The organism is Bradyrhizobium sp. 21 (assembly GCF_023073335.1).
Taxonomy (GTDB): Bacteria; Pseudomonadota; Alphaproteobacteria; order Rhizobiales; family Xanthobacteraceae; genus Bradyrhizobium.
In genome coordinates, this window is the sequence record NZ_JADPJG010000011.1 from 18174 (window position 1) to 35521 (window position 17348).

Below are 17348 nucleotides of genomic sequence, written 5' to 3' on the forward strand. Positions count from 1 at the left end.
CTGCCTACATTGCGGCATCGATGCCGGGACCTCACACCATGCTGCTGCGCCGTGCGACTTGCCTCTCGCTGCTGATCTCCATTGCGCTCGCCACGGCGGCACGCGCAGGCGCGGTTGGACGCGAGCAGGACATCGTCGATCTCAAGCTCGGCCAGCGCGTGCAGGTGGATGACGGAACCTGTCCCGCCGGACAGGTCAAGGAAGTGCGCGGCGCCAGGATGACCGACAAGGGCGTGGCGCGGACCAGCGCCTGCGTGCCGCGCCTCGGCCCGAAAACGAAGTGACCGCTACGATTTGGCCGGATCAAACATGCATTGCAGGGTCGGCTTGGCGATCCTGGTGAAGGTGGGGCCGATCTCGCCTTGCTTGGACGTCGGCACCCAATCGGTCTCGATCGTCGGCACGCCGGTCTCGCTGATGCCGCGCAGCAGGGCCTCGCGCAGATCCCGATCCTCGACGACCGCGGCGGCATGGTCATGCAGGCAGCCGCAGACTTCCTCCGGATGCTCCCAGCGCCCGAGCATGCGCGGCGCACACTGACGCACGAATTCGCTGCGGGGATCCGGCAGTCGGGAGTGGCCGCGCACCTGAGCCTCAGCGGCACTCATTGTCAGAAGGGATATGAACGCCGCAGCGCAGAAACGGACAAGCATGATGGCCTTTATCGGCTGATTTTCTTGTTGGCGATCAGAAGCGCGCGGCGACCACGATCGGCTGCGGCGCCGTGGTCGTGATGGGCGAGCCGCTGTACTGGAAAGTGCCGACACCTGGAAGGGTGCCGTCCGGCGAGCCTGCGAGCGAGGAACCCGCGAGTACGAAACCGAAAGCAAGGACGAAGCTGAGCGCGCGCATGGACTTGTCTCCGAATTCGGTGGCCGGCGATGCGCCGTCGTCGTTGTGAGGTTGATAACCATGGGCAGTTTCGCGCGTGATGCGCCAAAGGAGGAAAATGGTTTCATCGCCGTGAGAATTGTGTCGTCCCGTTCCGGGCGACGACACATTCGACGGAAATCCCCAATCATTTCAGTCGGGTCGGCCTGTGGGTCAAAGCCGTCCGGCAAGCTTGGTTCGGAATCGGAAGCGGGCTGCGCACGGAGCGCGGTCACATTCGTGCCTTCCACGCTTCACATGCATTTTACGTTTTTCTGCTGAAGAGAAGCCCAAACGAGGCTGGTCTATCGAACCGGGGGCGCATCTGCTGTGACCCAAGCCATCGAAACCGAGAAGCCCGGATCACTACCGGGCGTTCATTGAGGGATGGCCATCATGATGGCGGGAGATCGCGCAACGGCGCGCGATGCGGACCAACGGATGGGCCGCGGAGATCAACGACCCATTCGCAGCCGCGCCAGCTCGCCTGGCGAAATGGCGCTGCAATCAAGCCGCGGTTACGAAGCCGTGCCGCAGGCATTCGTGCGGCTGACTGGTTCGCATCTTGCAAAACCGCGCGTCAGCCGCGCTGGCGTCACGGAGTGAAGAACTCGCCGCACTTCTGGACATTTGCGTCCGCCGGTCCCCACGGCATGACCGGCACGGTCGAGGTCGAGTTCTTCGGCGAGCCCTCGATCAGCCTGTCCGAATAGACCATGTAGACCAGCACGTTGCGCTTGGCGTCGCAGCCGCGCACGATCTGCATCTTCTTGAAGAACAGCGAACGGCGCTGGCGGAACATGTCGTCGCCCTGCTCCATCTTGTTCTTGAACTTGATCGGGCCGATCTGTCGGCATGCGAGCGAGATGTCCGAGACCTCCTCGGCAAGGCCCAGCCAGCCCTTGAAGCCGCCCTTCTCCGGCACCGTGAAATGACAGGCGACGCCCTCGACCTCGGGGTCGTCGAGGCCGTAGGTCGCGAGCTTGTCGTTCGGGCTCATCCATTTGAACACGGTCGAGCGGCGGAAGATCAGATCCGGCTCGTCAGCGGCGACAGCGGACGCCGCCGGCACGGTCAGCGCCAGGAGGAATAAAGCGAGGCCTTTCAAGCGGATGCCGGAAAGACCGGGGAAACGAGATGACATGAAGTTCTCCGGTAACAAGTCCCACCAATGTAGGCATCAGGCGACCGATCAGGAAGACGACCTGCAAGCCGACGCGGCCGCTGTTTACCGCTCCGTGAGGCTTTTTTGCTACGGTTTGGACAAAAGTAGCTGATGGCAGAACTGCCATGCTGGTGAACGCGTATCCCCTCTGAGAGACTAACGTCTGATTTGGATTATGGATTCGAGGATGAATAGCGTGAACGGGTCCAGGTTTTCCGCCAAGCCGGCGAGGCTTTGGCAGGTCGCCATTTTGACGGCGGCGGGTGCGATCGGTACGGCAAGCCAGGCAGACGCAGCGTTTTATTACTGGACGGATTATTCCGACGGGTCCTACGGACGGCAGGAGCGGCATCCGGAAATTCCACGCCAGAAGCCGCAGAAGCACGGTGCCGCCGGCAAGAAAGACATCGTTGCCGAAAAAGAAGTCGGCACGAAACCGCAAGGTCCTCTCGTCATCGTCGTCTCGATCGAGCGGCAGAAGGTGACAATCTACGACACCAACGGCGTGTTCGCGGAATCCCCTGTATCGACAGGCATGAAGGGCCATTCGACGCCGATGGGTGTGTTCAGCGTCATCCAGAAGCACAAATTCCACCACTCCAACATCTATAGCGGCGCGCCGATGCCGTACATGCAGCGGATCACGTGGTCCGGCATCGCCATGCATGCCGGCGTGCTGCCGGGCTATCCGGCCTCGCATGGCTGCATCCGCATGCCGATGGCGTTCGCCGTGAAGATGTGGAACTGGACCAAGATGGGCGCGCGCGTGATCGTTTCGCCCGGCCAGATGTCGCCGCAGAACTTCTCACATCCGCTGCTCGCCTCCGTGCGCGTGCCGCCGCAGCCCGCGGCCAGCCTGGAGCCGCAGACCAATGTCGGCGACAAGGCCGACAAGGGCGCGGCCAATACCAAAGCCGCCGAAGCAAAGCCGGTTGAAACGAAGACCGCCAGCGCCGAGAGCGTACTCGAGCTGCGCTCGTCGGTCGGCCACACCGTGATGTCGGACGTGACCACCGGCAATGCGCCGGCCCACGAGGAAGCCGCGGTAACCGCCGACCAGGCCGAGACAACGGCAAAGCCCGAGACCAAGACCGCTGAGGCATCTGACGCGGCCAAGCCACAGGCCGAAGAAGCCGCCGAGCCCGCAAACATTGCAGCGAAGCCAGTCGAGGCCGCGGAGCCGCCCAAAGAAACGCCCAAGGCTTCGACGGCTGCCGCCGACAAGTCCGCCGACAAGGTGGAGGCTGCCAAGACCGAAACGGCAGATGCGCCGAAGTCTGAAACTGCCAAGTCTGAAATTACCAAGCCTGAAACCGCCAAGTCTGAAACCACCAAGTCTGAAACCACCAAGTCTGAAACCACCAAGTCTGACGCCGCCAAATCTGAAACCACCAAGTCCGACGTGAAGAAGGACGAGACCCGCGTTGCCGATCCGGCGCCCGCGGCAAAGCCTGAAGCGCCCAAGCGCGCCGGCCAGATCGCGGTGTTCGTCAGCCGCAAGGATTCCAAGCTCTACGTACGGCAGAACTTTGCGCCGCTGTTCGAGGTGCCCATCACGATCGCCGCGAGCGATCGGCCGCTCGGCACGCATGTCTTCACCGCCGAAGTCGACAAGGCCGATTCCAATGCGCTGCATTGGTCGGTGGTGTCCTTGCCGGTTCCCGTCCGCTCTGCCGCGCGCGAAGATGACGACCGCATGACACGCCGGCAGCGGGGCGCGGCCGTGATCCCCGTTGCCGCCAAGCCTGTTACAGCCAAGCCGGTGCTCACACCGGACAGCCCGGCCGAGGCGCTCGACCGCATCACGATCCCCGCCGACACCTTGGTCAAGATCAACGAGATGCTGACCTCCGGCGGGTCGATCATCGTCTCCGACCAGGGCATCAACCAGGGCGAGACCGGCGAAGGTACCGATTTCATCGTCCGCCTGTACTGAGCTCGTCAAGTCCGATAACGCGGTGTTGAGCAGGCGGATCGCGGTCGCGGAGTAGAGTGCGTCCCGGGGGATTCCGTCATGATGAACCGCAGGACCATGCTCATCACCGGCTTTGCAGGCGCGCTTGCTCCGGCGACGCGCGCGCTGGCCGATGGCGGCCTGAGCCGGATCTCGGCCTACGCCTTTTCCTTCCCTGCATTGTCCGGCGACGACATCCGCCTTGCCGCTTTCACCGGAAGACCGCTGCTGGTGGTCAACACCGCCTCGCTCTGCGGTTACACGCCGCAATATGCCGGCCTGCAAGAGCTCTGGAGCGAGTTTCGCCAGCGCGGGCTGACCGTCATCGGCGTGCCCTCCAACGATTTCGGCGGACAGGAGCCGGGCGGCACGAGCGAGATCACGGAGACTGCGCACCACCAATACGGCGTTACCTTCCCGATTGCGGCCAAGGCCGTTGTGGTCGGCGCAAAGGCGCATCCGTTTTACAAATGGGCCGCAGAGGCGCGACCGAAGGAGGTCCCGAAATGGAACTTCCACAAATATCTGATCGGCCGGGACGGCTATATCGCCGACATCTTTGCGTCCACGGTCGAGCCGGCCGACACGCGGATCAAGACGGCGATCGCCAAGGCGCTGGCCGACAGCTGACAGGCCGCGCCCCAATCCGGCTGGGCACAATTGTGGCGGAGCGCCAAACAGCCGTTGCAATGGCGAGGGCCCACCATCTAGGCTAGGATCACAAGGGGCAGGATGGTTTTGCCGGAAGCGAAAAGCCACGGCAGAACAACGGGATCAATCTCGAGGACAACACGATGCGGGTGGCGGCAGGACTGACTTTGGCAAGCGCTCTGGTTTTGGCAAGCGCGATGTCGGTTGCGATGGCAGGCGCGGCATGGTCGCAGACCCCGGCCGCAAAGCCCGCTGCCGCAACGCAAGCCGCACCGGCGGCAACGCCGGCCGCGGCGGCGCCCGCTGCGGCTCCGGCACCCGCCCCTGCAGCAGCCGCCGCGCCGGCGGGCTTCGTCAACCCACCCCCGCCGCAACAGCCGCCGCAGCCCGCTCGTGCCGCCTGCAACACCCCGGGCGCACTCGGCGTCGCCCGCACGGTCGAGATCGACACCACGGGCGGTCCCGGCTTCGGCTTCGAGCACTTCAAGGAGCTCGACTTCCTGCGCGACAAGGAGGTGGTGCTGACCTTCGACGACGGTCCCTGGCCGAAGAACACACCCGCCGTGCTGAAGGCGCTCGCCGATGAATGCACCACCGGCATCTTCTTCTCCATCGGCAAGCACGCAACCTATGAGCCGGAGATCCTGAAGCAGGTCTACGCGGCCGGCCATACCGTGGGCACGCACACCTGGTCGCACGCCAATCTGAACAACAAGAAGCTGACCGAGCAGCAGCGCAAGGAAGAGATCGAGAAGGGACTTTCCGCGGTGAAATGGGCGCTCGGCGGCATCTCGCCCTCGCCGTTCTTCCGCTTCCCGGCGCTCCAGCACCCGCCGGAGATGGTCACCTATCTCGGCAACCGCAACACGGCGATCTTCTCCTGTGACATCGACTCCTTCGACTTCAAGGCCTCCAAGCCCGAGAAGGTGATCGAGACCGTGATGAAGAAGCTCGACAGCAAGGGCAAGGGCATCATCCTGATGCACGACTTCCAGAAACATACCGCGGAAGCCCTTCCCGAGCTGCTCAAGCGCCTGAAGGCCGGCGGTTACAAGGTGGTGGCGATGCGCGCCAAGTTCCCGGCCTCGTCGCTGCCGGAATACGACCAGGAGCTGCTCAAGGACGTCAAGCTGCCGACGGTGAGCACGCGGCCGGTCAATTCCGTGGTGACGACCGTTTCCGAATAGCCGGCAATTGTCTTTCCGTTTCGAAGGCTACGTCATCGTCTCTGCGGACGGCATGCTCGCTGATCCGTCGCACATCATGCCTGAGACGCTGAAATTCGAGGGCGACAAGCTGTTCTTCGAGCAGGCGCTCGATCGCGCCGCACTGATCGTGCACGGCCGGCATTCGCATGAGCAGCAGCCGAATTCGCCGAAGCGCAAGCGCCTGATTCTGACCCGCAAGATCAGGGCTCTGACCGTCGACCCTGAAATGCCGAACGCGACATTGTGGAATCCGGATCACGCGAGCTTCGAGGAGGCCTGCGCCTTTGCCGACGTCGCCTCCGGCACCGCCGCGATCATCGGCGGGCCCGTCGTGTTCGACATGTTCATGGACCGCTACGACACGTTCTGGCTGTCGGAAGCCCCGCATCTGCGGCTGCCCGGCGGCGAAGGCTGTTTTGGGGATGTACCGGAGCGGACGCCGCACGAGGTGCTGGCGTCCCACGGGATGAAGCCGGGCGCGCCGTATCTGCTCGATGCGGCGCATGAGGTGACGGTGACGCCGTGGCGTCGAGCGTAGCGGGTCAGACGTCGCCGTAGGCGGTCTCGGCGGAGCGCGTGGCGCGGCCGTAGCCCATGATCATGAACAGCGCGCCGATGATCGAGAGGTTCTTGAGCGCGTCGACCAGCATCTTGGCGTTGTCGGGCGCCGCCTGGTTCCAGAAATCGTCGAACAACAAGGTTGCGACCGCGACGTAGATGATCAGCAGCATCGCGAAGAAGCGCGCGCCGAAATTCAGCGCGATCATCAGCCCCGCGATGATCTCGAGCGCGCCTACCCCGATCGCCAGCAGCTGCGGCGTGGTCATCGCGGTCGCCGTCTCGACCTGCTTGGCGTAAGGCGCGATCAGGTCCGGCACCACGACCTTGGTGGCGATGAAATCCGCCGTCGCCTGGATGGCAAAGAGCTTGGTCGCGCCCGTGTAGATGAACAGCACGGCGAACAGGATTCGCCCGAAAGTCACGAACGCTGGCATGATCGGCCTCTTGGCTCAGGCTTTTTGAAATCGGAAATGGACGAAACTACCCGGTGAGTATGAAGAGTCGTGCGCCGGTTTACAAACGGGGAAATGAAGAACTGTTTTGAAAAGATTGAGACGCGGCGGCGCTGTTTGCGCTCCCTCTCCCCGTTCTTACGGGGAGAGGCGAAGGCAGCGTCGGCCCGCTCTACGTAAACAGCGTCGGCTGCTGCCGCGCCGCACGCTCCTGCGCCTCGACCACCGCCACAGCGGTCATGTTGAGGATGCCGCGTGCCGTCACCGACGGGGTGAGGATGTGGGCCGGGCGCGCCGGGCCGATCAGGATCGGGCCGACGGGGAGCGCATCCGCGAGCGACTTGATCATCTGATAGGCGACGTTGGCGGTGTCGAGGCTCGGCATGATCATGATGTTGGCCTCGCCCTCGAGCTTGGAGTGCGGCAGCACCATTTTCCGCGCAGCAGCCGAGAGCGCGGTGTCGCCCTGCATCTCGCCGTCGGCCTCGATCTCCGGGTGCTTCTCCTTCAGGAGCTGGGTTGCCCGGCGCATCTTGCGCGAGGATTCGGTGTCGTAGCTGCCGAAATCCGAATGAGAGACGAAGGCGATCTTCGGCTTGATGTTGAAACGCTGGACGTGGACCGCCGCCAGCGACGCGATCTCGGCAAGTTCTTCCGCGCTCGGATTGGGGCGAACTTGCGTGTCGGCGACGAAGAACGCGCCCTTGCTGGTGATCAGCAGCGCCAGCGCCGCATAGTCGCTGATTCCAGGGGAAAAGCCGACGATCTCGCGGACATGACGCAGATGGCTCATGTAGCGGCCCTCGACGCCGCAGAGCATGGCGTCCGCCTCCCCGCGCACCACCGCGAGCGCCGCGATGACCGTGTTGTTGGTGCGCACCACCGTGCGCGCTGCATCCGGCGTGACGCCGCAGCGGCCGGCGACCTCGACATAGGACTGCACGTAGGAGCGGTAGCGCGGATCGTCCTCGGGATTGATGAGGTCGAAATCCTTGCCTGCCTTGATCAGCAAACCGAAGCGCTGGATGCGGGCCTCCACCACCGAGGGACGGCCGACCAGGATCGGCCGCGCCAGCTTCTCCTCCAGCACCACTTGCGTGGCGCGCAGCACGCGCTCATCCTCGCCTTCGGCGTAGATCACGCGCAGCGGCTGGGTCTTGGCCTTCGCGAACATCGGCTTCATGACGATGCCTGAGCGGAAGGCGAAGCGCTCGAGCAGCGCGGTGTATTCGTCGAAATTGGTGATGGGCCGTGTCGCGACGCCGGATTCCATCGCGGCCTTGGCCACCGCAGGTGCGATGCGCAGGATCAGCCGCGGATCGAAGGGACTCGGGATCAGCGAGCCCGGCCCGAACCCTTGCGTCTCGCCGCTGTCAAAGCCCTGCGCGACCGCATCCGACGGCGCCTCGCGCGCGAGCTGCGCGATGGCCTCGACGGCGGCGAGCTTCATCTCCTCGTTGATCGCGCTGGCGCCGACGTCGAGCGCGCCGCGGAAGATGAAGGGGAAGCAGAGGACGTTGTTGACCTGGTTCGGAAAGTCGGAGCGACCGGTGCAGATCATGGCGTCGGGGCGCACCTTGCGCGCCTCCTCGGGCATGATCTCCGGCGTCGGATTCGCGAGCGCCATGATGAGCGGCTTGTCGCCCATCGCCTTGGCCATCTCGGGCTTGAGCACGCCCGGTGCGGAGAGGCCGATGAAGATGTCGGCGCCGCCGATCACGTCAGCCAGCGTGCGCTTGTCGGTCTTCTGCGCATAGACCGCCTTCCAACGGTCCATGGTGGTGTTGCGGCCTTCGTGCACGAGGCCGTCGATGTCGCAAACCCAGATGTTCTTGCGCTGCGCGCCCATCGACACCAGCAGGTTCAGAGTCGCGATCGCCGCGGCCCCTGCCCCCGATGCTACGATCTTCACGTCGGAGAGCTTCTTGCCGTTGAGTCGCAGGGCGTTGGTGACGGCGGCGGCAACGATGATCGCGGTGCCATGCTGGTCGTCATGGAAGACCGGGATCTTCATGCGCTCCTTGAGCTGCGCCTCGATCTCGAAGCATTCCGGTCCGCGGATGTCTTCCAGATTGATGCCACCGAAGGTCGGCTCGAGCGCGGCCACGGTCTCGACCACGCGTTCGATGGTGTCGGCCGCGATCTCGATGTCGAACACGTCGATGCCGGCGAATTTCTTGAACAGGACCGCCTTGCCCTCCATCACCGGCTTCGAGGCGAGCGGGCCGATATTGCCGAGGCCGAGCACGGCGGTGCCGTTCGAAACCACGGCGACCAGATTGGAGCGGATCGTCAGCGTGGCGGCTTCAGCAGGGTTCTTGGCGATCTCCAAGCAGGCGGCGGCGACGCCCGGCGAGTAGGCCAGCGCCAGATCGCGCTGGTTGGCAAGCGGCTTGCTTGCCTGGATCTCGAGCTTTCCGGGGCGTGGCAGCCGATGATAGGCCAGCGCCGCCTGGTGAAGATCATCAGAATAGGACGACATGCGGTGTCTCGCCTCGCGTTACCGGCCTCAAATTGCCTCATCCGGAGTGGCTGTCCAAGCGGACACTATTTCCGGGTCATGGAAACGGGATGAAGCACGGCGGGCGCCCCGGTGGCAATATCCGATTGCAACCCAATCAACAGCCGGCGCGGTCATATATTTGAAAACCATAGCTTTCTCTGGACCGCACGGCGTTTCGCGAATATGGCAGCTTGCGCGCTGCAAAACGAGCAACTGGAGCTGGGAATGAAGCGAATCCTGATCGGCCTGATTGCCGTGGCCGTGGTGGCCGTGGGCGGGTGGTTCGGCTTCAACCTCTACGCACAACATCGCGCCACCGCCGAGGTCGAGGCCGCATTCGAGCAGGTTCGCAAGCAAGGCGGCAAGGCGAGCCACGGCAAGGTCGAATTCGACGTCATGAGCCGGACGCTGACGGTCGAGGACATCGCGGTCACGCCCGGCAGCGAGCAGCAGGCGCAGATCAGGATCGCGGGTATCAAGGGCACGGGCGTCCGCCTGATCGACGCGACCCGATTTTCGGCCGACAGCATCGACATCACCGGCTTCGAACTCGCGCTGGGCGAAATCGGCCCGGCGAAGCTGAAAGGCTCCTACAAGGTTCAGCAACTGACCTTGCGTGACTATGCCGGCCCGCTTCAGTCCATGAACGCGCCGGCGGGCGGCTCCCTGATCGACATGTACCGCTACGCGCTCGAACAATATGCGAGCGTGACGGCATCTTCGGTCACCGCCCCGTCGCTCACCTTCACATTCGACGGAGGCAGCGGGACCGCCGGCAGCGGCGAGTTCTCCTACTCCGGGCTGATGATTCAGAATCTGAAGCAGGGCAGGATCGACGCCATGAAGGCGGATCGTGCCAACTTCAGCATCAACGTGCAGCAGGCGGGCAAGGCGGACAAGCTGACCGGCGAAATCTCCACCATCGCCGTCAACGGCATCGACGTGACGGCGATCGTCGCCGCGCTCGATCCGCAGAAGGCGGGCGACGACAGCTATCATCGGGTCTACGGACAAATCTCGACTGGCCCCTACGTGGCGACATCGACGCTGGGCATGCGGATGCAGGTCGACGGGATCGCCATCGATGACATTGCGATCCAACCGTCGAAATTCCGCCTGGCCGAGATCTTCGCCGCGCTGCCGGCCACGGGTCCCTCCTCGGTTCCCACACCGGCGCAGTCGCGCGAGATGATGGAGAAGCTCGCCGGGCTTTACGAGGGCATTCGCGTCGGCAGGATCGAGATCGGCAGTCTGTCGGTGACGACCCCGCAAGGAACGCCGAAGCTGAAGGCGATCAGATACCAGCAGGGCGAGTTCGCGCTCGAAGGCCTCGATGCGCCGACACCGCAAGGCCAGCTCAAGATGGAGCGGTTCGCGCTCAAATCATTCAGTGTGGCGAACCTGATGCGCTGGGCCGCGGGCCTCGCCAATCCCGGACAGGCGCCCTCACCGGACCAGATGCTGGGCCTGTTCCGGGTGCTCGACGGCGCCGAGATCAAGGGCGTGATCGCGCCCTTCAAGACCACGCGTCAGTTCGTCACCATCGACACGATCAGCCTGAATTGGGGGCAATTGATCGGATCGATCCCGAGCAAAGCCAATCTGGTCGTGAAGATGGTCACGCCCGTCGACCCCTCCAGTCCGGCGCAGCGGCCGCTGATCATGGCGGGCGTCGACAAGCTCGCGATCGATCTCGATCTCGGCGCGGCATGGACGGAGTCGTCAGGCGCCTTCGCGCTCACGCCGGCCACCATCGATCTCGGCAACCTCGCCAAGGCACAGGCCCGGTTCGCGCTCGCGAACGTGCCGCGCGGTATGTTCACGACCGATCCGGCGCAGGCGATGGGTCAGGCGGCGCAGATCGAGACCGGCGCGATCGAGCTCTCCTTGCGTGACAGCGGCGTCGTCGATCTCGTCGTGGCGCAATTCTCGCGCATCCAGAATGTCAGCCGCGACGCCGCGCGCAGCTCTATCGTCGAGATAATCCGGGCGCAGGGCGAGAAGATCGCGGCTTCCAATCTCGATGCCAGGATGGCCGTGGATGCGCTCGCCGGCTTCGTCGAAACGTCGGGGCAGACGCTCACCATCAAGTTGACTCCGCTCGGCAAGCTGCCGCTGCTTCAGCTCATGGATGTCCTGAGCAACGAACCGATCATCGCGCTGGCGCAGTTCCGGATCGAGGCGTCGACGGGGCTGTAGGGCGACAATGGCCTCTTGTCCCGGACGCGCTGCAACGCGCCAGCGTTGCTGCGCAGAGCCGGGACCCAGAATGCTTGCTGCTCGCTGAGGCATGGGCCCCGGCTCTGCAGCGCACCGCTGAAGAAGCGCTGCGCTGCGTCCGGGGCACGAGACCGAAAACCGCCTCAGCTCTTCTGCGGCAGGTTCACCCGCACATGCAGCTCGCGGAGCTGCTTCGGCGTCGCTTCCGACGGCGCGCCCATCAGCAGATCCATCGCCTGCTGGTTCATCGGGAACAGCGAGATCTCGCGCAGATTGTTGGTGCCGCACAAGAGCATCACGATGCGGTCCACGCCCGCCGCCATGCCGCCATGCGGCGGCGCGCCGTACTGGAACGCGCGGTACATGCCGCCGAAACGATCGACCACTTCCTGCTCGCCGTAGCCGGCGATCTCGAACGCCTTCACCATGGCTTCCGGCACGTGGTTGCGGATGCCGCCGGAGGCGATCTCGTAGCCGTTGCAGGTGATGTCGTACTGGAACGCAAAAATTCCCAGCGGGTCTAGATTTCGCAACGCCCCTAAGCCACCCTGTGGCATCGAGAACGGGTTGTGCGAGAAGTCGATCTTTTTGTTCTCTTCGTCATATTCATACATCGGAAAATCGGTAATCCAGCCAAGTTCGAACCGCTCCTTGTCGATGAGGTTCATCTCCTCACCGACCTTTGTGCGTGCAAGACCTGCAAACTTGTACATCTCGCCAGGCACGCCCATCACGAAGAACACCGCATCGCCATCGATGAGACCATCGGGCTTGAGGTTCCGATAGCGGTTGGCCACCTCGATCGGAAAATTCTCGCGGAAGAGCGAGTCCATGGCGTTCTGTTCTTCGACGGGCACCGGCACTTGAACGAACTTACCAAGACGCCCGTTCAACTCCCGCATCAGAATTGCTGTCCTCTCTGGGCCAAGGTTCTTTGCAATTGGCCCAGCACCCGCAACGTCGCCATCACGCCAGAAGATGTAGCCGAGGCCCGGTTGTCCCTCGCTCTTAGCCCAACTGTCCATTCGATCACAAAACGCCCGGCTGCCTCCCTTCGGAGCTGGGATAGCCCATATCCTAACCTTTTCATTGCTCGAGATTCCCCGAGCGAACAGGCCAAACCCGGCGCCACGGAATATGTCCGTGACATCGTGAATCAAAAGCGGATTACGCAAATCAGGCTTGTCGGTCCCAAAAGCGCGGTGAGAAGCAGTGTAGGAAATCCGCGGCCAGCCTTTTGTCACCGGCTTGCCCTTGGCGAACTCCTCGAACACGCCGGTGATGACGGGCTCCATCGCCGCGAAGACGTCTTCCTGCGTGACAAAGCTCATCTCGACGTCGAGCTGGTAGAACTCGCCCGGCAGACGGTCGGCGCGCGGGTCCTCGTCGCGGAAGCAGGGCGCGATCTGGAAGTAGCGGTCGAAGCCCGACATCATCAGGAGCTGCTTGTACTGCTGCGGCGCCTGCGGCAGTGCATAGAATTTTCCCGGATGGATGCGCGATGGCACTAGGAAGTCGCGCGCGCCTTCCGGCGAGGACGCCGTCAGGATCGGCGTGTTGAACTCGAAGAAGCCCTGCCCCTCCATCCGCCTGCGCATCGACTTGATGATGTCGACGCGCGTCATGATGTTCTGGTGCAGCTTCTCGCGCCGAAGGTCGAGGAAGCGGTACTTCAAGCGGATGTCTTCAGGGTATTCCTGGTCACCGAACACCGGCAGCGGCAGGTCGCCCGCGGGTCCCAGCACCTCGATCTCGCTGACGTAAACTTCGACCTTGCCGGTCGGCAGATCATCATTGTCGGTGCCTTCGGGGCGGCGGCGGGCCTTGCCGTCCATCCGCACCACGAATTCCGAGCGCAGCTTCTCGGCCTGCGCGAACGCCGGCGAGTCCGGATCGACCACGCACTGGGTCAGGCCGTAATGGTCGCGCAGGTCGATGAACAGCACGCCGCCATGGTCGCGAACGCGATGGACCCAGCCCGAGAGGCGAACCGTCTCGCCGATGTTGCTCTCGCGGAGATCGCCGCATTTATGTGACCGGTAGCGATGCATGGTCGTCCCAAATTCAATGTCGGAGGAAGCGAATCGGACGGCCTGTCACGGCCGGTCCGAAGTTGCGGCAGGGTTTACCCGACGAGGAACGGTGCGGCAACCAAGGGAAAGGCCTGTTTTGGGCCCGCTGCGCCCATTTTTGGTTATCTGAGGCCGGGGCCTTTGCCATCAGGCGTTCCCCGCCTATCTCTAGGGGCATGACGGTTCATTTCCCCTTCCAGAACTCCTATTCGGCGCTGCCGGACAGCTTCTTCGCCCGCGTCGCGCCGACCCCTGTTGCGGCCCCCCGGCTGATCAAGCTGAACCGGCCGTTGGCGGTCCAGCTCGGGCTCGATCCGGACCTCCTGGAGACCCCTGAGGGGGCTGAGATCCTGGCGGGCAAGACGGTTCCCGCAGGCGCCGACCCCATCGCCATGGCCTATGCCGGCCACCAGTTCGGGCAGTTCGTACCCCAGCTCGGCGACGGCCGCGCCATCCTGCTCGGCGAGGTCATCGATAGCGACGGCGTCCGCCGCGACATCCAGCTCAAGGGCTCGGGTCCTACCCCGTTCTCCCGCCGCGGCGATGGCCGCGCCGCGCTCGGCCCCGTGCTGCGCGAATACATCGTCAGCGAGGCGATGTTTGCGCTCGGCATTCCGACCACGCGCTCGCTCGCCGCCGTCGTCACCGGCGAGCACGTGATGCGCGAGACCGCGCTGCCCGGCGCCGTGCTGACGCGCGTGGCGTCGAGCCATATCCGCGTCGGCACCTTCCAGTTCTTTGCCGTCCGCCGCGACACCGACGCCATCCGCCGGCTCGCCGATCACGTCATCGCCAGGCACTATCCGCAGCTATCAGGCACCGAGCGGCCCTATCACGCCCTGCTCGCCGGCGTCGTCACGCGCCAGGCCAACCTCGTCGCGCGCTGGCTCTTGGTCGGCTTCATCCACGGCGTGATGAACACCGACAACAGCTCGATCTCGGGCGAGACCATCGACTACGGCCCCTGCGCCTTCATGGATGCCTACAACCCCGCGCAGGTGTTTTCCTCGATCGACGAGATGGGGCGCTACGCCTATGCCAACCAGCCGCGCATCGCGTTGTGGAATCTGACAAGGCTCGCCGAATGCCTGTTGCCGCTGTTCTCCGACGAGCAGGAAAAGGCGGTCGCGGAAGCGCAGGATATCCTCGGTGCCTTCTCAGAAACGTTCAGCAACGCCTATCAGGCGGGCCTGCGCAAGAAGGTCGGCCTGTTCACGGAGCGCGAGGGCGACGAGGCGCTGATCCAGGATTTGCTGGACGCCATGGCGAAGAACCAGGCCGACTTTACCCTCACCTTCCGCAAGCTGGCCGACGCCGCGGGCGATGAGGCCGGCATCACCGACGCCCGCGCCCAGTTCATGGACCCCGCTGCGTTCGACGATTGGGCCAAGAGCTGGCGCGAGCGCACAGCCCTGGAGCCGCAGTCCGCAACCGAGCGGCAAGCCGCCATGCGCGCCGTCAACCCGATGCTCATCCCCCGCAATCACCGCGTCGAGGCCGTGATCCAGGCCGCGGTGAACAACGACGACTACGCGCCGTTCGAGGAATTGGTGAAGGTGCTGGCGAGACCGTTTGAGAACCAGCCGGACTACGCAGCCTACGCCGATCCGCCACTGCCGGACCAACGGGTGTTGCAGACGTTCTGCGGGACGTGAGGCAAGCTCGGTGCGTAGGGTGGATTAGCCGAAGGCGTAATCCACCACCTCTCTTTCCGATGGCCGCAGCGGTGGTGGGTTACGCCCAGCTAACCGCGCTTCGCACAGTCGCGTAGCTAACCCACCCTACAACTAGCGCTGCCGTCACGGCCGTTCTCCGAACTCGCCGATGAACTCGGCGTCACCGCCCCAATCCTCCGGAAACAGTCCGGCCCGCACATCACGATGAAACGACGAGTAGGGCCAATCGCACACTTTCGAGACGTGCCCGTGCTTGACGGGATTGTAATAGCAATATTCGACGTGGCGCGCGTAGTCGGCCTCGTTGCGGATGAGATGCTCCCAGAACCGACGCTGCCAAATGCCACGTTCGTTTAGTGCCGCGCGGACGGTACTCAGCCGCTCGGTTGATGGGAGCGATTTGGCAAAGCGGGCTTTGATCAGTCGCCAGCGCGCACCGAAAAATTGGCATCCCCCGGCGGCAGCTTCCAGATTGCGTGCAGATGATCCGGCAGAATCACAAAGGCCTCGATCTCGAAGGGATGGCTCTGGCGCGTTGCGGCGACCGCGCCTCGCAAGATGTCAATCTGGTCAGTCAAAACAGCTTTCCGCCGATCAAGCAGGTTCACGGTGAAGAACCAGCATCCTCCGGGAACGAATGCGCGGCGGTAGTCGGACATAGGCCATCAATAGCACAACCTGGAAGCTGGCTCACAGTGGTGGGTTACGCCTTCGGCTAATCCACCCTACCCGCCCCTACTTCGTCGCCTTCCTCACCCCGCCGAACGATGCCGCGTCGAATTTCTGCGGATCGACGGGATTGTAGCGTGACCACTCCATGTCGGGCGCGTTGCCGTAGCGCTCGGCCCACGCCTTGTTGTTGGTCGTCGTGCCGGGCGCAACGGGCCGGAGCTCGAAATGCAGGACCTTGTTGGGACCAATCTCGCCGATCGTGTCCCTTGCCTTGACGCTGGCGCCAACAGCGAGCGGCTCGCCCTGCGGCCCGACGATGCGGCCGAGCTGGACGTAGCGTGTGTAGATGATGCCGCCGTTGGGATAGGTGTGCTTGAGCACCACATAGCGGCCGCAGCCCCCGACGACGGGAAGGTCGGCCGGCGCCTGCTCGCTGGTCTCGATCTTGACGACGACGCTGTCCGCCATGGCCGCCACCGGGCCGCCCGCCTTGTCGAAGACAAAGTCGACGCCGGGATGCTCGTCATGAGTCCAGCACCCACAGGAGGTCATCCTCTTGTCCGCCGGCTTGTCGGCGCGCGGAGAACTCTTCGGAGTCAGGAATTCATTGACCAACAATCCGGGTCCTTCGGGAGACGTGAAGACATGGATCGCATAGAGCGACAGCTTGTCCCCGACCGGCACCTCGTTCGGGAGAAAGCCGTAAACCACATCCTGGATGAAGACCTTGAGCTCGCTTCCCTTGGCGGAGCGGACCGTGATGCAGTTGGTCACCTGCAAAGCGTCGGCGTCCGGCTTGGGCATGCCGCTCATGACGAGCGATCGGTTGAGCGCTCCGCTAGCGCATGGGCCACCGTGAGACGCCAGCGTGACGTCTAGCTTCAACGGCGACCTCGGATAAACGTCGAAGCCGGTGGCAGGCCGTGGTCGCGCCAGGAACTCGTCGAGATCGGTCTCCTGGTAGCGGGCGAAGTTGAATTCGGCAGATCCAGCCGGGGGAACGGCGCTCAAGACGACAAGCAGAACGGAGGCGGCAAGCAATCCCAGCTTGCGAAGGACACGCGGCGTCAACATTCGGTCATCTCGTAAAGCATGCAATTTCGATAAGTGGCCCAAGCAAATCATGAGCGCATCCTCGCGGCAAGGTAGATCGAACATCGCCCCTCAATCACGAGACGTTCGTTCGGCCGCAGAGCGCTCTCGTCCCGTGGTCCAAGGCATGTTCATACCATTGGTACGCCGCGGGAACCGCTGTCATCAAACTGAAACACTCGCGCTCTAACGGCCTGTCAGGGACGTCTTGCCGGAGGCGCCCATCCTCCAAGAATTTTGACCAAGAATTCT

14 protein-coding genes and 1 pseudogene are annotated in these 17348 nt (G+C 63.7%); 7 read left to right on the forward strand and 8 right to left on the reverse strand.

Going from position 1 to position 17348, the window contains the following annotated elements; genetic code table 11:
* The first annotated feature begins 38 nt into the window (after positions 1–38).
* The gene (locus tag IVB31_RS13215; RefSeq protein ID WP_247322728.1) at positions 39–284 is read left to right on the forward strand and encodes a DUF6719 family protein; all 246 of its coding nucleotides are present in this window, start codon (positions 39–41) and stop codon (positions 282–284) included.
* Positions 285–287: 3 nt separating this feature from the next.
* On the opposite strand, the gene IVB31_RS13220 is transcribed toward IVB31_RS13215, so the two are convergent.
* The 3 genes from IVB31_RS13220 to IVB31_RS13230 form a co-directional block, all read right to left on the reverse strand.
* A complete protein-coding gene (locus IVB31_RS13220) occupies positions 288–653 on the reverse strand; it encodes a hypothetical protein (RefSeq protein ID WP_247322730.1) in 366 nt (121 codons plus the stop codon).
* Positions 654–687: 34 nt separating this feature from the next.
* The gene (locus IVB31_RS13225; RefSeq protein WP_247322731.1) at positions 688–852 is read right to left on the reverse strand and encodes a hypothetical protein; all 165 of its coding nucleotides are present in this window, start codon (positions 850–852) and stop codon (positions 688–690) included.
* A 613-nt stretch (positions 853–1465) separates the two neighbouring features.
* A complete protein-coding gene (locus IVB31_RS13230; protein WP_247322732.1) occupies positions 1466–2014 on the reverse strand; it encodes a CreA family protein in 549 nt (182 codons plus the stop codon).
* A 208-nt stretch (positions 2015–2222) separates the two neighbouring features.
* Between IVB31_RS13230 and IVB31_RS13235 the strand changes: the two genes are divergently transcribed.
* The 4 genes from IVB31_RS13235 to IVB31_RS13250 all read left to right on the forward strand — a co-directional run bounded on the left by IVB31_RS13235 (position 2223) and on the right by IVB31_RS13250 (position 6386).
* Positions 2223–3971, forward strand: a complete 1749-nt coding sequence (locus tag IVB31_RS13235) for a L,D-transpeptidase (RefSeq protein WP_247322733.1) — start codon at positions 2223–2225, stop codon at positions 3969–3971.
* Between the two features lie 78 nt (positions 3972–4049).
* Positions 4050–4619, forward strand: coding sequence for a glutathione peroxidase (locus tag IVB31_RS13240; RefSeq protein WP_247322734.1), 570 nt, complete (start codon positions 4050–4052; stop codon positions 4617–4619).
* A 164-nt stretch (positions 4620–4783) separates the two neighbouring features.
* Complete coding sequence (locus tag IVB31_RS13245) at positions 4784–5827, forward strand: polysaccharide deacetylase family protein (RefSeq protein ID WP_247322735.1); 1044 nt, start codon at positions 4784–4786, stop codon at positions 5825–5827.
* 7 nt (positions 5828–5834) lie between these two features.
* Positions 5835–6386, forward strand: coding sequence for a dihydrofolate reductase (locus IVB31_RS13250; RefSeq protein ID WP_247322736.1), 552 nt, complete (start codon positions 5835–5837; stop codon positions 6384–6386).
* A gap of 4 nt (positions 6387–6390) precedes the next feature.
* Here IVB31_RS13250 and IVB31_RS13255 read toward each other — a convergent pair whose 3' ends face one another.
* Both IVB31_RS13255 and IVB31_RS13260 read right to left on the reverse strand, forming a co-directional pair.
* Entirely contained in the window at positions 6391–6843 is a 453-nt protein-coding gene (locus IVB31_RS13255; protein ID WP_247322737.1) for a DoxX family protein, read from the reverse strand.
* 190 nt (positions 6844–7033) lie between these two features.
* The gene (locus IVB31_RS13260) at positions 7034–9343 is read right to left on the reverse strand and encodes an NADP-dependent malic enzyme (RefSeq protein WP_247322738.1); all 2310 of its coding nucleotides are present in this window, start codon (positions 9341–9343) and stop codon (positions 7034–7036) included.
* Positions 9344–9589: 246 nt separating this feature from the next.
* Here IVB31_RS13260 and IVB31_RS13265 point away from each other — a divergent pair, with 246 nt between their 5' ends.
* Positions 9590–11563, forward strand: a complete 1974-nt coding sequence (locus IVB31_RS13265; protein ID WP_247322739.1) for a hypothetical protein — start codon at positions 9590–9592, stop codon at positions 11561–11563.
* A gap of 164 nt (positions 11564–11727) precedes the next feature.
* Here IVB31_RS13265 and aspS read toward each other — a convergent pair whose 3' ends face one another.
* Complete coding sequence (gene aspS / locus IVB31_RS13270; RefSeq protein WP_247322741.1) at positions 11728–13635, reverse strand: aspartate--tRNA ligase; 1908 nt, start codon at positions 13633–13635, stop codon at positions 11728–11730.
* A 197-nt stretch (positions 13636–13832) separates the two neighbouring features.
* Between aspS and IVB31_RS13275 the strand changes: the two genes are divergently transcribed.
* The gene (locus IVB31_RS13275; RefSeq protein ID WP_247322743.1) at positions 13833–15311 is read left to right on the forward strand and encodes a protein adenylyltransferase SelO; all 1479 of its coding nucleotides are present in this window, start codon (positions 13833–13835) and stop codon (positions 15309–15311) included.
* A 144-nt stretch (positions 15312–15455) separates the two neighbouring features.
* On the opposite strand, the pseudogene IVB31_RS13280 reads toward IVB31_RS13275, so the two are convergent.
* Positions 15456–15991: pseudogene (locus IVB31_RS13280) on the reverse strand (transposase).
* Between the two features lie 76 nt (positions 15992–16067).
* Complete coding sequence (locus tag IVB31_RS13285) at positions 16068–17078, reverse strand: M23 family metallopeptidase (RefSeq protein WP_247322745.1); 1011 nt, start codon at positions 17076–17078, stop codon at positions 16068–16070.
* Between the last annotated feature and the right edge of the window lie 270 nt (positions 17079–17348).

Bases quoted from the DNA above. Each gene is read 5' to 3' on its own strand.
- IVB31_RS13215 (WP_247322728.1), top strand. From the start codon at position 39: ATGCTGCTGCGCCGTGCGACTTGCCTCTCGCTGCTGATCTCCATTGCG.
- IVB31_RS13220 (WP_247322730.1), bottom strand. From the start codon at position 653: ATGCTTGTCCGTTTCTGCGCTGCGGCGTTCATATCCCTTCTGACAATG.
- IVB31_RS13225 (WP_247322731.1), bottom strand. From the start codon at position 852: ATGCGCGCGCTCAGCTTCGTCCTTGCTTTCGGTTTCGTACTCGCGGGT.
- IVB31_RS13230 (WP_247322732.1), bottom strand. From the start codon at position 2,014: ATGTCATCTCGTTTCCCCGGTCTTTCCGGCATCCGCTTGAAAGGCCTC.
- IVB31_RS13235 (WP_247322733.1), top strand. From the start codon at position 2,223: ATGAATAGCGTGAACGGGTCCAGGTTTTCCGCCAAGCCGGCGAGGCTT.
- IVB31_RS13240 (WP_247322734.1), top strand. From the start codon at position 4,050: ATGATGAACCGCAGGACCATGCTCATCACCGGCTTTGCAGGCGCGCTT.
- IVB31_RS13245 (WP_247322735.1), top strand. From the start codon at position 4,784: ATGCGGGTGGCGGCAGGACTGACTTTGGCAAGCGCTCTGGTTTTGGCA.
- IVB31_RS13255 (WP_247322737.1), bottom strand. From the start codon at position 6,843: ATGCCAGCGTTCGTGACTTTCGGGCGAATCCTGTTCGCCGTGCTGTTC.
- IVB31_RS13260 (WP_247322738.1), bottom strand. From the start codon at position 9,343: ATGTCGTCCTATTCTGATGATCTTCACCAGGCGGCGCTGGCCTATCAT.
- IVB31_RS13265 (WP_247322739.1), top strand. From the start codon at position 9,590: ATGAAGCGAATCCTGATCGGCCTGATTGCCGTGGCCGTGGTGGCCGTG.
- aspS (WP_247322741.1), bottom strand. From the start codon at position 13,635: ATGCATCGCTACCGGTCACATAAATGCGGCGATCTCCGCGAGAGCAAC.
- IVB31_RS13275 (WP_247322743.1), top strand. From the start codon at position 13,833: ATGACGGTTCATTTCCCCTTCCAGAACTCCTATTCGGCGCTGCCGGAC.
- IVB31_RS13285 (WP_247322745.1), bottom strand. From the start codon at position 17,078: ATGTTGACGCCGCGTGTCCTTCGCAAGCTGGGATTGCTTGCCGCCTCC.